The sequence below is a fragment of the Streptomyces vulcanius genome (assembly GCF_042653945.1).
GTDB lineage: Bacteria > Actinomycetota > Actinomycetes > Streptomycetales > Streptomycetaceae > Streptomyces > Streptomyces mangrovi.
Map to the genome: position 1 here is coordinate 1 of NZ_JBHSFK010000011.1, position 15,123 is coordinate 15,123.

The 15,123-nt window shown below is 72.7% G+C and carries 13 protein-coding genes and 1 pseudogene; 7 read left to right on the plus strand and 7 right to left on the minus strand.

Annotation, left to right across the window (positions count from 1 at the left end; translation table 11 throughout):
- A pseudogene (locus ACFPIH_RS18195) lies at positions 1 to 189 on the minus strand (sugar ABC transporter substrate-binding protein); the annotation flags it as partial.
- Positions 190 to 402: 213 nt separating this feature from the next.
- Between ACFPIH_RS18195 and ACFPIH_RS18200 the strand changes: the two are divergent.
- Together ACFPIH_RS18200 and ACFPIH_RS18205 are read left to right on the plus strand one after the other, a co-directional pair.
- Positions 403 to 879 (plus strand): PfkB family carbohydrate kinase, encoded by a 477-nt coding sequence (locus ACFPIH_RS18200; protein WP_381163906.1) that lies wholly within the window; start codon positions 403 to 405, stop codon positions 877 to 879.
- Positions 788 to 1,069, plus strand: a complete 282-nt coding sequence (locus ACFPIH_RS18205) for a hypothetical protein (protein ID WP_381163903.1) — start codon at positions 788 to 790, stop codon at positions 1,067 to 1,069. Before ACFPIH_RS18200 ends, ACFPIH_RS18205 begins: the two co-directional genes overlap by 92 nt.
- 29 nt (positions 1,070 to 1,098) lie before the next feature.
- On the opposite strand, the gene ACFPIH_RS18210 is transcribed toward ACFPIH_RS18205, so the two are convergent.
- Positions 1,099 to 2,613 carry an FGGY-family carbohydrate kinase gene (locus ACFPIH_RS18210; RefSeq protein WP_381163900.1) on the minus strand — a complete coding sequence of 505 codons (1,515 nt, stop codon included), beginning with the start codon at positions 2,611 to 2,613 and terminating at the stop codon, positions 1,099 to 1,101.
- Positions 2,614 to 2,756: 143 nt separating this feature from the next.
- Positions 2,757 to 5,129, minus strand: a complete 2,373-nt coding sequence (locus ACFPIH_RS18215) for a SpoIIE family protein phosphatase (protein ID WP_381163897.1) — start codon at positions 5,127 to 5,129, stop codon at positions 2,757 to 2,759.
- Positions 5,130 to 5,332: 203 nt separating this feature from the next.
- Between ACFPIH_RS18215 and ACFPIH_RS18220 the strand changes: the two genes are divergently transcribed.
- The 4 genes from ACFPIH_RS18220 to ACFPIH_RS18235 all read left to right on the plus strand — a co-directional run bounded on the left by ACFPIH_RS18220 (position 5,333) and on the right by ACFPIH_RS18235 (position 11,222).
- The gene (locus ACFPIH_RS18220) at positions 5,333 to 8,422 is read left to right on the plus strand and encodes a glycoside hydrolase family 2 TIM barrel-domain containing protein (protein WP_381163894.1); all 3,090 of its coding nucleotides are present in this window, start codon (positions 5,333 to 5,335) and stop codon (positions 8,420 to 8,422) included.
- A 116-nt stretch (positions 8,423 to 8,538) separates the two neighbouring features.
- Positions 8,539 to 8,784 carry a hypothetical protein gene (locus tag ACFPIH_RS18225; protein ID WP_381163891.1) on the plus strand — a complete coding sequence of 82 codons (246 nt, stop codon included), beginning with the start codon at positions 8,539 to 8,541 and terminating at the stop codon, positions 8,782 to 8,784.
- A gap of 3 nt (positions 8,785 to 8,787) precedes the next feature.
- The gene (locus ACFPIH_RS18230; RefSeq protein WP_381163888.1) at positions 8,788 to 9,165 is read left to right on the plus strand and encodes a toxin Doc; all 378 of its coding nucleotides are present in this window, start codon (positions 8,788 to 8,790) and stop codon (positions 9,163 to 9,165) included.
- A 425-nt stretch (positions 9,166 to 9,590) separates the two neighbouring features.
- Positions 9,591 to 11,222, plus strand: coding sequence for a ricin-type beta-trefoil lectin domain protein (locus tag ACFPIH_RS18235; RefSeq protein WP_381163885.1), 1,632 nt, complete (start codon positions 9,591 to 9,593; stop codon positions 11,220 to 11,222).
- A gap of 12 nt (positions 11,223 to 11,234) precedes the next feature.
- Here ACFPIH_RS18235 and ACFPIH_RS18240 read toward each other — a convergent pair whose 3' ends face one another.
- The 3 genes from ACFPIH_RS18240 to ACFPIH_RS18250 form a co-directional block, all read right to left on the minus strand.
- Positions 11,235 to 12,401 carry a lactate 2-monooxygenase gene (locus ACFPIH_RS18240; RefSeq protein ID WP_381163883.1) on the minus strand — a complete coding sequence of 389 codons (1,167 nt, stop codon included), beginning with the start codon at positions 12,399 to 12,401 and terminating at the stop codon, positions 11,235 to 11,237.
- A gap of 69 nt (positions 12,402 to 12,470) precedes the next feature.
- The gene (locus tag ACFPIH_RS18245; RefSeq protein ID WP_381163880.1) at positions 12,471 to 13,166 is read right to left on the minus strand and encodes an alpha/beta fold hydrolase; all 696 of its coding nucleotides are present in this window, start codon (positions 13,164 to 13,166) and stop codon (positions 12,471 to 12,473) included.
- Between the two features lie 38 nt (positions 13,167 to 13,204).
- The gene (locus tag ACFPIH_RS18250) at positions 13,205 to 13,777 is read right to left on the minus strand and encodes a hypothetical protein (protein ID WP_381163877.1); all 573 of its coding nucleotides are present in this window, start codon (positions 13,775 to 13,777) and stop codon (positions 13,205 to 13,207) included.
- Positions 13,778 to 14,106: 329 nt separating this feature from the next.
- Between ACFPIH_RS18250 and ACFPIH_RS18255 the strand changes: the two genes are divergently transcribed.
- Complete coding sequence (locus ACFPIH_RS18255; protein WP_381163875.1) at positions 14,107 to 14,541, plus strand: subtilase-type protease inhibitor; 435 nt, start codon at positions 14,107 to 14,109, stop codon at positions 14,539 to 14,541.
- A gap of 138 nt (positions 14,542 to 14,679) precedes the next feature.
- On the opposite strand, the gene ACFPIH_RS18260 is transcribed toward ACFPIH_RS18255, so the two are convergent.
- A complete protein-coding gene (locus ACFPIH_RS18260) occupies positions 14,680 to 15,060 on the minus strand; it encodes an STAS domain-containing protein (RefSeq protein ID WP_381163872.1) in 381 nt (126 codons plus the stop codon).
- Positions 15,061 to 15,123 lie beyond the last annotated feature (63 nt).

A 15,123-nucleotide genomic window follows, 5' to 3' on the forward strand; every position in this document is an offset into this window, starting at 1 on the left:
GCCGGTGTCCTTCGTGAACGTGCTCTTGGTCAGCTTCGCGATGTCCTCCATCTGCGGGTTGCCGACCATCAGCACGTTGATGCTCTTGCCGCCTCCCGAGGACCCACCGGCTCCGGCTCCGGAACAGGCGGTGGCGAGGAGGGCGGTGGCGGCGGCGCCGGCGATGACGGCGTATCTGGTGGATCGCATGTGACGGGGGACCTCTCGTGCGGGTTCGGCGAGACCTTGACGGAGTAGGGCGCGCTTCGATGGCGGAATTATTAGCAGGAGACTGCGCCGTTGTTAACACATCTTGCGAGAAAACTTCTTCGGACTTAACGTGAACCCGTCTTGCGGGGGCTACGGTGCACCACCGAACGGCCCCGCCCCCGCCGTGCCGCCCTCCGTCCCCGAGGAACCCGCATGAGTGCCGGACCGGAAACCGCAGAGCAGCCCGCGGTCGTCGTCGCCGGAGACGCGATGGTGGACCTCACCCCCACCCGCACCGCCGACGGCGCCGCGGCCTTCCAGCCGCTCCCGGGCGGCTCCCGCCTGAACGTCGCCGCGGCCTTCCAGCCGCTCCCGGGCGGCTCCCGCCTGAACGTCGCCGCCGGTCTCGGCCGCCTCGGCGTCCCCACGGCACTGCTCGCCCGTCTCTCCGACGACCACTTCGGCGACCTGCTCCGCGCGCACCTCACGGCATCCGGCACCCGCCTGACCCATGTGCTGCCGACCTCCGACCCCACCACCCTCGCCGCCGTGCACCTGCGCGAGGACGGGTCGGCCGCCTACTCCTTCCACGCGGGAGGTGCCGCCGCGCGGCCTGCGGCCCGAACACCTCGCGGCCCTGCCGGACGGCGGCGCCCTGCCTCCGGGCGCGGCACTGCACGGAGCCGGTGACGCCTTCACCGCCGCGACGCTGGCCCATCTGCACCGCACCGGCCGGCTCGGCCGCGAAGGCGTCGACGGTCTCGACGGAGGCGAGATCGCCCGGCTGCTCTCGTACGCCGTGGAGATCGCGGCCGACACCTGCACCCGCGCGGGCGCCCAGCCCCCGTACCGAAGCGACGGCGTGCCGGCTCCGGCGTAGCAGCGACGCCGTGGCCCCGTGCTGCTAAGTCACTTCGGGGTCCCTGGCGGGTCGAGGCGGGCCCAGACCGGTCCGAGGGCGTCCAGCGCCTCCCGGTACACCTCGTACGCCTCGTCGAGTACGGCGACCCGGTCGGGGCGGGGTTCGTGACGTCTGAGTACGGCGGCGCCGGCACGCGGGTCCGTCACGTCGTCGAGCAGCCCGACGGCGGTGGCGGCGAGCAGGGCCGCTCCCCGGGCGGCGCTCTCCTTCACCTCGGTCACCTCGACCGGCCGGCGCAGGGCGTCGGCGAACATCTGGCTCCACACCTCGCTGTGCGCCGCGCCGCCGGTCAGCCGGGCCGGCGCCGCGCCGACCGGCAGCCTCGAGCAGAGCGCGTCGACGTGCCAGCGGTGATTGAGGACGACACCCTCCATCAGGGCCCGCAGCAGATGGCCGCGGCCGTGCCAGCCGCGCAGACCGACAAACGTCCCGGACGTGGGATGCGGGTACGGGGAGCCGTAGACGAAGGGGTGGAACAGCACCTCCGACGGACCGTCCAGGTGCGCCTCGACCTCGTGGCCGATCGCCTTGTGGATACCGTCCCGGTGCTCGGCCGGTGCGCCCGTCACCCGCAGGAACCACTCCAGGTTCGCCACCGACGCCGGTGAGGTGGACATCGTCATCCACTGCCCCGGGCGGACGAAGGGGCGGACCTGCCAGCGCGGATCGACGACGGGGCGCTCACTGACCACCTGGTTGATGCTGAACGACCCGGCGATCAGACACAGTTCGCCCGGCGTCGTGGCGCCGACGCCGAGCGCGGCGGCGTCGACGTCGTGGGCGCCCGTGACGACGGGCGTGCCGGGGGAGAGCCCGGTGAGCGCCGCTGCCTCGCCGGTCACGGTTCCGCTCACCGCGTCACAGGCCAGGACCGGCGGCAGCAGACCGGCGAGGGCGCCGAGGCCGTACAGGTCGAGCAGTTCCGGGGAGTAGCCGCCCCGCCGCATGTCGGTGAACGAGGCGCCGGCGTCCGTGGGATCGGTGGCCACCGCGCCCGTCAGCCGCAGACGCAGCCAGTCCTTGCAGGACAGCAGCCAGCGGGCCTGCCGTAGTACCCCGGGCTCGTGGCGGGCGAGCCAGGCCAGCAGGGCGGCCGGGGAACCCGCGAAGGGCACCGTGCCCGACAACTCCAGGGATCGGGAGGGGATGTGAGTGCCCCGCCACTCCTCCAGCACCGGTTCGGCGCGCGTGTCCATCGCCACGATCGCGGCCCGCACCGGCCGGCCCCGCTCGTCGACGGCGTACAGCCCGTCGCCGTGCCCGGCCAGTCCCACCGCGGCGACGGCCCGCCCCGCGTCCGGTCCCGCCTCGGCGAGACAGGCGGCGATGGCCTGGTGCGCCGTCCGCCACACGTCGTCCATGTCCCGCTCGACCCAGTGCGGCCGAGGGGTGTCCAACGGCACCGTGCCGCTCCCGCGCGCCACGGCCCGGCCTGTGGCGTCGAACAGCACGGCCTTGGTCACCGTGTGTCCCGCGTCGACCCCGAGCACCAGTTCACGCACCACCGCTCACCCCCGCCCCAGGCGCGCCGACGAGTTACCCGGCAGAACGAATCGCTCACCGACGACCAGAACGCGCACTGCGGACTCCTCGTGTGCCACCGGTCCCCTCATCCCTCCCCTCACTCCTCCTCTCACTCCTCCTCTCACTCCTCCTCGAACAGCCCCAGCTCCGCCCAGATCGTCTTGCCGTCGGCCGTGTGCCGGCTGCCCCAGCGCTGGGTGAGCTGGGCGACCAGCAGCAGTCCGCGCCCGCCCTCGTCCCAGGTCTTCGCCCGGCGCAGGTGCGGCGCGGTGTGGCTGGTGTCGGACACCTCGCAGATCAGCGTCGTCTCGTCGTGGATCAGCCGCAGCCGGATCGGATGGGTGCCGTAGCGGATGGCGTTGGTGACCAGTTCGCTCACCACCAGCTCGGTCGTGAACGACGCCGCGCTGAGCTCCCAGCGCCCGAGCTGGTCGACGACCTGCTTGCGGACCGGTCCGACGAGCGCCGGGTCGGCGGGGATGGTCCAGGTCGCGACCTGCGCGGCGGGCAGCCCCCGGGTGCGGGCCAGCAGCAGCGCCACGTCGTCGGCGGCGCCGGTGGGCGGCAGCAGCGTGTGCAGCACCCGGTCGCAGGTCTCGTCGAGGGAGTCCGAGTACGCGGTGAGCGCCTCGCTCAGCAGCCGGTGACCGGAGTCCGCGTCCGGTTCGCTGGACCCGATCAGACCGTCCGTGTAGAACGCGAGCAGGCTGCCCTCGGGCAGTTCCAGCTCGGCGGACTCGAAGGGCAGCCCGCCCAGGCCCAGCGGGGGACCGGCGGGCAGGTCGACAGGGCTCGCGGGGCGGCCGGGCCGCAGCAGCACCGGCGGGGGGTGCCCGGCCCGGGCGAGCGCGCAGCGCCGGGACACCGGGTCGTAGACCGCGTACAGACAGCTCGCGCCGACCTCGCCGGGGCTGCCCTCGCCGCCGGCCTCCTCGGACAGCCGTACGACGAGGTCGTCGAGGTGGGTGAGCAGTTCGTCGGGGGCCAGGTCGATGTCGGCGAGAGTGCGCACGGCGGTGCGCAGCCGGCCCATGGTGGCCGAGGCCTGGATGCCGTGCCCGAGGACGTCCCCGACGACGAGGGCGACCCGCATCCCGGACAGCGGGATCACGTCGAACCAGTCGCCGCCCACCCCGGCGCGGGCGGCCGGCAGATAGCGGGAGGCGGCGTCGACGGCGGCCGTCCGGGGGAGGGAGCGGGGGAGCAGGCTGCGCTGGAGGGCGAGGGCGGTCTCGCGCTCGCGGGAGTAGCGGCGGGCGTTGTCCACGCAGACCGCGGCCCGCGCGGTGATCTCCTCGGCGAGCAGCACGTCGTCCGGGGTGAAGGGGTCCGGGCGGCGGAACCGGGTGAGGACCGCGACCCCGAGGGTGGTGCCCCGGGCCCGGATCGGCACGGACATCGTGGAGTGGATGCCGTACTCGCGTACCCGCGCGGCGCGCAGCTTGTCCCAGGTCAGCCATGCGTCCAGGGAGCCTCCGCGCAGGGTGGCGACGATGGTGCGGCCCGCGACGAGCGAGTCGGCCTGCGGGGAGCCGGTCGGATAGTCCTGGACCTCCCCGGGCTTGGCCACCGCGATCGGGTCGCCGGTGAGGACCGAGTGATGGGCGGCCCGGCGCAGCCGCAGCGGGGTGGTGAACCGCGCCGGGGGATCCGCGCCGTCCTGCGGGTCCAGCAGGTCGACGCTGACGAAGTCGGCGAGCGCGGGCACACAGACCTCGGCCAGCTCCTGGGCCGTCCGGATGACGTCGAGGGTGGTGCCGATCCGTACGCTGGCCTCGTTGACCAGTTGCAGCCGCTCCCGGGCGAGGTAGTTGTCGGTGAAGTCGTGGGCGGACAGGCACACGCCCCGCACCCGGCCCTCGGCGTCGGTGACCGGGGCCATCCGGGCCAGCCAGGCGTGCGCGTGGTCCTCGCCGCCGGTGCGGGTGTACGTCTGGACGTCCCGGGGCCGGCCGCCGGCGAGCACCCGCACCATGTGCTCCTCCAGCTCCGCGCTCTGCGGTTGGCTGCCGATCTCGGAGATCCTGAGCCCCTTGATGCGTTCCTCGGGCAGCCCGATGACCTCGGCCATCGCGTTGTTGACCCGGACCAGCCGCAGCCGGTCGTCGTAGACCGCGACCGCGCACGGCGACTGGAGCAGGGCTGCCGCGGCCAGCGTGTCGTCGGAGGAGTGGGCGTCGCTCCCGTTCAGCGGGGTGACCACGAGCCAGCGGCCCGGCGCGTCCGGCCGGGGCGGCCGGCGGTGGGCGAGCAGCCACACCCGTACGGTACGGCCGTCGCGGTGGCGCAGAGTGACCACGCCGTCCCAGCGGGAGCCGGACGGCACGGGCGCGCGCCCGTCGGCGAGCAGATCCTCGGCGGGCCTGCCCACGACCTCGGCCGGGAGCCACCCCAGCAGGGACCTGGCGCCCTCGTTCCACTCGACGACCGTGCCGGTGTCGTCGACGACCACCCGGGCCGTCGCGGCCTCGTCGAACGGATACTCCGGGCTCATCGGCGCCACTCCATCGCGGACACTCACAGTGAACAGACGGCGTCACATCCGTACCAGCGTAGTGCGTCCCGTCCACCCGTGGGATGTGAGGACAGCACGTCCCCTTGACGGGCGGGAGTGGCACGTCGTCAGATTCTGTTTGGTAACGATCAGTTGTCAGATCAGTTGTGAGTACTTCTGGGCCCGATGAGGGAGAGCCGCCAGTGACCGTCACTCGCAGATCCGTCTTGATCGCCTCCACGGCCGCCCCGGCCGCCGGAGCAATCCTGAGTACCACGGCGGCCGAGGCCGCCGAGTCCGCCTCGGCCGTCGCGGGCCGCCGTACGGTTCCGCTGCGCGACGGCTGGCGTTTCGCGCTGGTCAATCCGGGCGGGATCACCGACCCCACCGGCCAGTACGCCGACGCCGCCGCCCCCGGCCACGACGACTCCGCCTGGCGCGAGGTGGCCGTCCCCCACGACTGGAGCATCGAGCAGACCCCCACCACCCAGAACGGCACCACCAGCGGCACCGGCTTCTTCCCCGGCGGTCTCGGCTGGTACCGCCTCACCTTCACCCTGCCGCCCGCCCACGCCGGCAAGCGGATCTCGGTGGAGTTCGACGGTGTCTACATGGACTCGTACGTCTACTGCAACGGCACCGAACTCGGCCGGCACCCCTACGGCTACACCGGCTTCGCCTACGACCTCACCGATCTGGTGCACACCGACGGCGCCACCGAGAACGTGATCGCGGTCAAGGTGCAGAACCGGCTGCCCAGCAGCCGCTGGTACTCCGGCAGCGGCATCTACCGCGAGGCCCGCCTGGTGATCACGGAACCGGTGCACGTCGCCCGCTGGGGGACGTACGTCACCACCCCGTCCGTGACGGAGGAACGCGCCGCGGTCCGGGTCGCGACCGAGGTCGTCAACGCCTCCGGCGCGGGCGCGGACGTCGAGGTGATCTCCCGGATCCTCGCCCCGAACGGTCGCACGGTGGCCCGTACGGCCTCCACCGCCGCCGTCGCCGACCGGGCCACCGAGATCCATGAACTCACGGTCGACGAACCGCAGTTGTGGGACTTCACCACACCTCACCACCGCTACACCCTGGAGACCGAACTGCGTGTCGGCGGCAGGCGCGTCGACACCCACCGCACGCCCTTCGGCGTCCGCACCTTCCGCTTCGACCCCGACGAGGGCTTCTTCCTCAACGGCCGACACGCCAAGATCAAGGGCGTCGACCTCCACCACGACCTGGGCGCCCTCGGGGCGGCGGTCAGCTACGACGCGATCCGCCGCCAGATGACCATCATGAAGTCGATGGGCGTCAACGCCTTCCGCACCTCCCACAACCCGCCCTCGCGGGAGATCGTCGAGATCTGCGAGGACCTGGGCATCGTGATGATGGTGGAGGCCTTCGACTGCTGGAAGACCGGCAAGACCCGCTACGACTACGGCCGGTTCTTCGACGAGTGGTGCGAGCGGGACGCCACCGAGATGGTCCTAGCCGCCCGCAACTCGCCCGCCGTCGTGCTGTGGTCCATCGGCAACGAGATCACCGACTCGACCCAGACCGCCGGCCTCGCCATGGCCGACCGGATCATCGGCGCGATCAGGGCCGCCGACGACACCCGCCCGCTGGTCATCGGCTCCGACAAGTACCGCACCCCGCCCGCCAAGGGCTCCGCGGCCGACCTGATGCTGGCCAAGCTGGACGGCCTCGGCCTCAACTACAACACCGCGAAGTCGGTGGACGTCCTGCACGCCGCCTACCCGCACCTGTTCCTCTTCGAGTCCGAGTCCTCGTCGGAGACCTCCACCCGCGGCACGTACCAGGAGCCGGAACACCTCAACACCGGGGAGAACCACACCCCCGGCAAACGGGCCGTCTCCTCCTACGACAACAACCTCGCCTCCTGGACCATGAGCGGCGAGTACGGCCACAAGAAGGACCGTGACCGGAAGTGGTTCACCGGGCAGTTCCTCTGGTCCGGCATCGACTACATCGGCGAACCGACGCCGTACAACGTCTTCCCGGTGAAGGCGTCCTTCTTCGGCGCGGTCGACACGGCCGGCTTCCCCAAGGACATGTACCACCTCTTCCGCAGCCAGTGGGTGGCCGAGCCGATGGTCCACCTGCTGCCCATGACCTGGAACCACGAGGAGGGCGACACCGTCGAGGTGTGGGCGTTCGCCAACGTCGACACCGTCGAGCTGTTCCTCAACGGAAAGTCCCTGGGCATACGGAAGTTCGACACGAAGAAGACCGTCGACGGCCGCACCTACCTGGAGACCACCGAGGCCACCGGCGACGACAAGACCTTCACCGACGGCCCCTACCCGGGCAGTTACACCAGCCCCAACGGCAGTGCCGGCAAGCTGCACCTGACGTGGCAGGTCGCCTATGAGCCGGGCGTGTTGAAGGCGGTGGCCCGGCGCGGCGGCAGGACCGTCGCCACCGATGTGCTGCGCACGGCCGGCGCCCCGCACGCCGTACGTCTCACTCCGGACCGCAAGTCGCTCCCGGCGGACGGCCGTTCGCTGGTCTTCGTCACCGCCGACGTGGTCGACGCGCGCGGGGTCGTGGTGCCGGACGCCGAGCACCTCATCTCCTTCGAGGTGAAGGGCGGTTCCCTCGCCGGGCTCGACAACGGACGGGAGGAGAGCGCCGAGCGCTACCAGGCCAGCACCCGAACCGCCTTCCACGGCAAGGCACTTGCCATCGTGCGCTCCGGTGTCGAGGCGGGGTCCCTGAAGGTGACCGCGAGCGTGGACGGGCTGCGCCGGGGCACCGCCACGGTGCGCACCACCCACGCCCGCCCGACGGCGGCGACTCCGGCGCCCGTCTTCGCCCCCGACCACCCGGTGCCGCCCGACTACCCCTACGCGGACGCGAGTTACTCCGGCCGGGCCGACACCCTGCCCGCCGCGATTCTGGACGGGGACCCGGCCACCGGCTGGTCCAACGCCTTCGTCAAGTCCGCCACCGCCCTGCTGCCCGCCTTCAGCGGGGCACGGGCCGAGGACTGGGTGTCGGTGGACTGGGGCCGGACCCGGGACTTCGACCGGGTCGCGGTCACCTTCACCGTCGACGCCACCCACAGCCTGCCCGTGGCCATGGCCGTCGAGGTGGGGGACGGGAAACGGTGGACGGCGGTCACCGGAGCCACCGTGGACTGGGCGACGGCCTCCGACGCGCCGACCGTCGTCACCTTCGCCCCCGCGCGGGGCTCCCGGCTGCGGCTGACGCTGACCAGCAGCGCGCCCGGAGCGGTCCGGGGGGCGGTGCGGATCAGCGCGCTGGAGGCGTAGGAGCCGTCCGGGGCCGGACGGTCACGGGGGTGGCCCGTGACCGTCCGGTACCGGACTTTCACAAGTGTGACCTGGGGATATTTACGAGTAAGTACCCGCGCGGTACCGTGAAGGGCATGCCAGCCCTCAATGTGGAATTCAGCGATCGCGAGCTGGAGGACCTGCGGCAGATCGCCAAGGAACGCGGTACGTCGATGAAGGCACTCGTGCGGGAGGCCGCCGCCGCCGACATCGCGCGGCACCGGGCGCTCCAGGAGGGCGCCGAGGCCTTCCGTACCTTCTTCTCGGCCCACGCGGCCGAGTTCGCGGAGGCCTTCCCCGACGACGAACCGTCCGTCAAGGGCGCGGGGCGGGTCGTCTGACCGATGACACCCGTCATCCACATCGACGTGCCCTGGCTGCTCCAGCGCCATGAAGAGGTGCTCCCCGAGCAGCCCACCATCGACGACTTCTCCGCACTGGTCGCCGCCGTCGCGCGGCACCGGGTCGACCCGCCCCGGCTCGGCGCGGACTCCGACCCGGCCTGGCGGGCCGCCGCCCTGCTGCACACGCTGGCCCTGCTCAAGCCGCTGCCCGCGGCCAACGCCCGCTTCGCGTGCGCGACGGCGGTGGCCTACATGTTCGTCAGCGGCGTCGGCATCGATCCGCCGTACGGCGCCCTCGTCGATCTCGCCCGGGACCTCATCGACGGCAAGACCGACGCCTACGGCGCGGCGGACCGGCTGCGGTCCTGGCAGATATAGCCATACGGCCGCTTGTTCGGGAGCGGGACTTGTGGGCCGCCGGCCGAGGGCGGGAGGAGCAAGGCCGGCGGCCGTTTCGCGCAGGAGAGCCGCCGTCCTGCGCGGGGCCTCCGAGGAAGTGGCCGGTGCTCAGTCCACTACGGGGCGCGACGGGCGGGAAGGTGCGCGTCGCCCCGGCACGTGCGTGTGATTCACACGGGGCGCAAGAGCGGAGGAAAGGTGCGACAAGTCCCGTACGGCACGGGCAGCTTGTCGACTTTCTTTCAATAGGGGTCAGGTTGTCCATGCGCCTTGTTGCGCACGACTTAGTTGTGCAATGGTGAACTACCCGAGCGGGGGGTGACGGCCGGGGCCTGTGTGTCCGCCGAGAAAGCGGACGCCCGCTCCCTGCTGCAGCCGACAGGTACGTACCAAAGGACCACTCAGTGCCCACCGCCCAGCCTCCTCGTCCTGCCTACCCCCCGCCCGGCGGTGGCCCGGGGGAATCCGACGAGTCCCTCGCCGCCGGCACCCGTGGCGGTGCGGACAGCGAGGTCGCGCAGTCCACCGCGCTGCTGATCGCCCGGCACTGGCGGCCGGTGCACGAGTACGCGGCGATCTGCCTCGCCTCGTCCGGCAACGTCTCCAACATGCTCACCGCCGCCGCCTTCCACCAGGTCTTCGACCGGCTGAAGCTGGGCGAGCCGGGCACCGCGCTGCGCCCCCGGCTCCTGGTGACCGTGCGGGACATGGCGCGTCTGTGGGCCTCGGACGAGAACATATCCGAGGCCCTGCCGGTGCTGAGGAAGCCGGCCGGGGCCAGGGGGCTGCGGACCTCGAAGACCATGACGCCCGAAAACCGGGTGCTGACCGAGCGCTCCTTCCAGGGCCTGCCCGCCGCGGCCCGCTGTGTGCTGTGGCACATGGAGGTCGAGGCCGAACCGGTCACCGCCGCCGCCGGGCTGCTCGGCATGGACACCGATACCGTGTCCGGCATCCATGAACAGGCCCGGGACAGGCTGCGCCAGGGCCTGGTCCGCGCCCATGGGGAACTCGCCCCCAGCAAGGAGTGCCGGTTCCACAACCGCCTCCTCGACGGGCCGATCCGGCGGGGCGGCGAACTGCTCCCGGACGTCCGCAAGCACCTGGACGAGTGCCGTTACTGCCGGGCCGCCGCCGAACAGCTCGGCCACTTCGAGGGGAGCCTCGGCCTGCTGCTCGCCGAGGCGGTGCTCGGCTGGGGTGCCGTCCGCTACCACGACTCGCGTCCCGGCCGCGCGGGGCAGCAGTCCGTACGCCTCAAGGGCTCCGCCCGACGGCGCGGCGGCGGCGGCTCGCACGGCCGGCGCTCCACCCTGCTCTCCCGCATCCCCTCGCCGCGCCGCAAGGCGTCCGGGGAAGCGCGGTCGCAGCGCGCGCTCTTCACCGGCGTCGGCCTGGCCTCCGCCGGTCTGCTGGGCACGCTGCTCGCCGCCGGGATGTGGGCGGACGGCGGCGGCGCCGACCCGGCCGCCTCCACCAGCGGCGCCGTCCCCGGCACCGACTCCCAGGCCGCCACCGCCACCCCGACGGCCCCCGGCACCGCCCAGCTCCCCGACGCACCGCAGCGGACCCGGCTGCGCAACGCCGACGTCGGCCTGTGCCTGGACATCCAGGGAGCGGTCAAGGCCGGCGCCGGCCTCCAGCTCGCCGAGTGCTCCTCCGACGAGACCCAGCTGTGGTCGTACGACGACGACGGCCGGCTGCGCAGTGCGGCCGACACCGAGCTGTGCGCGGACTCCCACGAGGACGCCGGTGTCGTCATCCTCGACACCTGCGCGGACACCGGGGGCTCCCGCGCCGACGACGTGCGCTACGACTTCACGGTCCAGGGTGAGCTGCTGCCCCGCTGGGACGACTCCCTCGCCCTGGCCACCGCCGGGACCGAGGCGGGCGACGACATCGTGGTGAAGGTCCGCGACGACTCCGCCGACCAGCGCTGGCTCCCCGAGGCGGCCCCCGCCACCCCCGGCTCCCTCGCCGTCACCGGCGCACCCCCGTCGGCCCGCCCGGTGGCCCTGTCGGACGACACGGCCTGAGCCGCCGCGGGCTCAGTCGGCCCCCGTGAGGTCCGCCGCGCCGACCGTCGTCGGTGTGGCGTGGCCGGAGAGGGCCAGGGTGAGGTCGAACTCGGCCAGCAGGCAGCGGATCACGTGCTCGACCCCGGGCTGTCCGTCCAGGGCGAGGCCGTAGACGTAGGGGCGGCCGAGGAGGACCGCCCGGGCGCCCAGGGCGAGGGCCTTGAAGACGTCGTCGCCGGTGCGGATCCCGCTGTCGAACAGGACGGTCAGCCGCTCGCCGACCGCCGCCGCGATCCGGGGCAGGGCGTCGGCAGCCGCGACCGAACCGGCCACCTGGCGGCCCCCGTGGTTGGAGACCACCACACCGTCCATCCCGGCGTCGGCGGCCAGCCGCGCGTCGTCCGGGTGCAGAACGCCCTTGAGGACGATCGGGCCGTCCCAGTTCTCGCGCAGGAACGCCAGGTCCGGCCAGGTCTTGCCGGGGTCCGCGAACAGGCTCACGAAGTGCAGGACGGCCGCGTTCGGGTCCTCGTGCGGCGGCTTGGCGAGGCCCGCCCGGAACGCCGGGTCCGAGAAGTAGTTGGCCGTGCCCACGCCGTGCAGGAACGGCAGATACGCCTGGTCGAGATCGCGCGGGCGCCAGGCCAGCATCGGGGTGTCGAGGGTGACGACCAGCACCGTGAAGCCGCTCGCCCGCGCCCTGCCCAGGAAACTCCGGGTCACCTCGCGGTCCTTGGACCAGTACAGCTGGAACCAGCGCTCGGCGTCCCCCATCGCCTCGGCCACCTGCTCGATCGGCGTGCTCGACGCCGAGGAGAGGATGTACGGCACCCCGTGCGCGGCGGCCGCCCGGGCCGCCGCCGTCTCCGCCTCCGGGTGCACGATCGACAGCACGCCGACCGGCGCGAGGGCCAGCGGCGCCGGCAGGGCGCGGCCCAGGATCTCCACCGCCAGATCCCGCTCGTGCACGTCCCGCAGCATGCGCGGCACGATCCGGCGGCGCTCCAGGGCGGCACGGTTCGCCCGCACCGTACTGCCGTCCCCCGCGCCGCCCGCCACATAGCCGACCGGGCCCGGACCGAGACGCCGCTCGGTGAGTTCCTCGAGCCGGGTGAGGTCGGTGGGCAGCCGGGGGACCGCCCCCGTCATCCCGTTGAGGTAGATCTCGAACTGGAAGTCCGCCCAGTGCCTGGCCATCCGCCCGTACCGCCTCTCGTCGTCGAGCCCGTGCGCACGGCGACGATACCGGCCGGTAGGCGGGTGGCTTCAGCGTCCGGCGGCCGACTCCCGCAGGATGTGGGCCAGTTCGCGCGGGCGGGAGAACATCGGCCAGTGACCGGTGTCCATCTCGACCAGCTTCCAGCGGTCGCCCTTCAGCAGCCCGGCCACCGCGGGCGGCGGTGCGTCCCCGTCGAGCAGGCACTTGACGTAGACCGAGGGCAGCTCGCCCGCTGAGCCCTTCAGCACCGCCGGTTCGGTGAGCGTGGCCCCGGGGTGCGGGGTGCCCTCGGAGCGGACGCGGGCGATCTGCTCGTCGGTCAGCTCCTGCCCCGCGTAGTCGTCCGCGTCGAGCGGCGGCCAGTGACCGCCGTGCGCGTCGATCGACGCGCGTACGTCGTCGCTGGGCCAGCCCGACAGGAAGGACTGCCCGTCGAAGGGGACGTTCGCGTCGACGTACACCACCCTCCTGAGCCGGTCACCGATCCGCTCCGCCGCCTGTCCGACCGGGACCCCGGAGTAGCTGTGCCCGACCAGCACCACGTCCCGCAGGTCGAGGCGCTCCACCTCGTCGACGATGTCCTGGACGTGCGTCTGCTGCCCCGCCGGCAGGGCTCTCTTCTCGGCGAGTCCGGACAGTGTCAGGGGATGGGCGTCGTCCCCGGCGGCGCGCAGCTCCGCTGCCACCTCGTCCCACGCCCACGCACCCAGCCAGGTGCCCGCGACCAACACGAATTGCGTCATGCTCGCAACGTAGCCGAGGGGTCTGACAACGCCCTTCGTCACTCTCCGGGGGAACCGTCCGGCGCGTCCGCCGCCCCCTCCGCGTCCGCATCCGCGTCCGGCCCCTGTGCCCGCACGCGTTCGACGTGCTCCAGGGAGTCCCGCAGTTCGGTGAGCCAGTCGTCGGTGTGCCGCTGCACCAGCCGGACGCACCAGGCGAGCGCCTCGCTGCGGCTGCGGGCCACGCCCCCGGCGATCAGCGTGTCGAGCACCTGGCGTTCGGGCTGCCGCAGCCGGGTCATGACAGGGGCGGCCACATGGGTGAACAGGGCGCGCTCGCCGTCGCACACCACCCCCCACGACACCTTGCGCCCGAACCGGTGCTCCGCGTCCCGGGCCACCGCCATCCGGGCCTCCCGGGTGCGCTCACGGAACTCCTGGATCCGGGCTGTCACCGCGGCCTTCCGCTCGGCGGCCGGCGCGTCCTCGGCCAGCCGGGGCGCGGGGACGCGCCCGACCACGGTGATCTCCTCGCGGTCGACCGTGACCTCGGTGAGTTCCTCGAACAGGTCGTCGGGCAACCGGCCGGCGAACCAGCCCCTCAACTTGTCTCTCTGCTCGCTTGTAATCATGTAATCACAATTACTCCGCCGGTCCCTGAACGCAAGGGACCGCAGAGAGGTCAGCCGAGAGCGGAATGTTTCAGGCCGATTAACGAACCCATGGAAACCGGCCACCCGGCCGGCGGAAGGGATCAGAAAGGGATCATGAAGCGCTTGCTTTCGGCGTTGGAACGTTCGAGTTCCGTGACTTCACGCCACTGATTCAATACGCAAGGTTACTGAAACCCGTGGGGTCGAGGTGATTTCCGACGGCGGACTCGGCAGACTCGCGCTCGCCGCGTCCGGCACCGATCGCGCCGGACCGGCACACCCCCGAATCGAGCGGAAGGATGCACACAATGCGGAACACCGCGCGCTGGGCAGCGACCCTCGGCCTGACGGCCGCCACTCTCTGCGCACCCCTCACCGGGCCCGCGCTCGCCGCCCCGGCCGCCGCACCGGCCTCGCTGTACGCCCCGTCCGCCCTGGTCCTCACCATGGGCCACGGCGAGAGCGCCGCCACCGTGAACGCGGCCCGGGCGGTCACCCTGAGCTGTGCGCCGGGTCCCTCCGGCACCCACCCCGCCGCCGCCCCGGCCTGCGCCGAACTGCGCGCCGCCGGCGGTGACCCGGCCGCCCTCGCCGTCCCGGGCGGCGCGGTGTGCACCAAGCGGTACGACCCGGTCGTCGTCACCGTCGACGGCGTGTGGCAGGGCAGGCGCGTCGCCTACGAGCACGTCTTCGCCAACGAGTGTGTGAGGAACGCCGCCGAGAGCAGCCTCTTCACCTTCTGAGACCGGGGTCGCGTGGTTCCCGTGGACGCCGCGACAGGCTCGTGACGTGGGGAGTACGGGCCACTGGCGCGGGACCACCGCGATCTCGCCACCCAGGGACCGGACGGGCGGAGTGGGGCCGCCCGCCGGTCCCTGGGATCACTCGGTTTCCGGGTGAGCGGTCTGCAGCGGGGGCGGGGCGGGCAGCGCCGGCAACGCGGCGAGCGGAGGGAAGCGGCCCAGCAGGCCGGTGGCGCCGAGCAGCCGACGTAGCCGCGGATCGTCCGAGACGACCCGCACCCGTCCGCCCTGCCGCCCAGCCCGCTCCTGCGCCCGGCACAGGATCCGCAGCCCCGAGCAGTCGAAGAACTCGACGCGGCGCAGATCGACCAGGACGTCCGGCGTCCGGCCGGCCGTCGCCGCGTCCAGATGGTCCGCGACGAGCGGCGCCGTCGCCAGGTCGATCTCGCCCGACACCTCGACCACGGTGAACGGGCCGCTGACACGAGTACGTGCGTGGGGATTGGCCGGCGGAGTCATGTCCGTTCCACCTCGGCAGGGGGTGCGTTGGAAGGCGGTAGTACCCCGCTGGGACGCGCACCA

Coding starts and splice junctions, on each gene's coding strand:
- ACFPIH_RS18200 (WP_381163906.1), top strand. CDS start 403: ATGAGTGCCGGACCGGAAACCGCAGAGCAGCCCGCGGTCGTCGTCGCC.
- ACFPIH_RS18215 (WP_381163897.1), bottom strand. CDS start 5,129: ATGAGCCCGGAGTATCCGTTCGACGAGGCCGCGACGGCCCGGGTGGTC.
- ACFPIH_RS18225 (WP_381163891.1), top strand. CDS start 8,539: ATGCCAGCCCTCAATGTGGAATTCAGCGATCGCGAGCTGGAGGACCTG.
- ACFPIH_RS18230 (WP_381163888.1), top strand. CDS start 8,788: ATGACACCCGTCATCCACATCGACGTGCCCTGGCTGCTCCAGCGCCAT.
- ACFPIH_RS18240 (WP_381163883.1), bottom strand. CDS start 12,401: ATGGCCAGGCACTGGGCGGACTTCCAGTTCGAGATCTACCTCAACGGG.
- ACFPIH_RS18245 (WP_381163880.1), bottom strand. CDS start 13,166: ATGACGCAATTCGTGTTGGTCGCGGGCACCTGGCTGGGTGCGTGGGCG.
- ACFPIH_RS18250 (WP_381163877.1), bottom strand. CDS start 13,777: ATGATTACAAGCGAGCAGAGAGACAAGTTGAGGGGCTGGTTCGCCGGC.
- ACFPIH_RS18255 (WP_381163875.1), top strand. CDS start 14,107: ATGCGGAACACCGCGCGCTGGGCAGCGACCCTCGGCCTGACGGCCGCC.
- ACFPIH_RS18260 (WP_381163872.1), bottom strand. CDS start 15,060: ATGACTCCGCCGGCCAATCCCCACGCACGTACTCGTGTCAGCGGCCCG.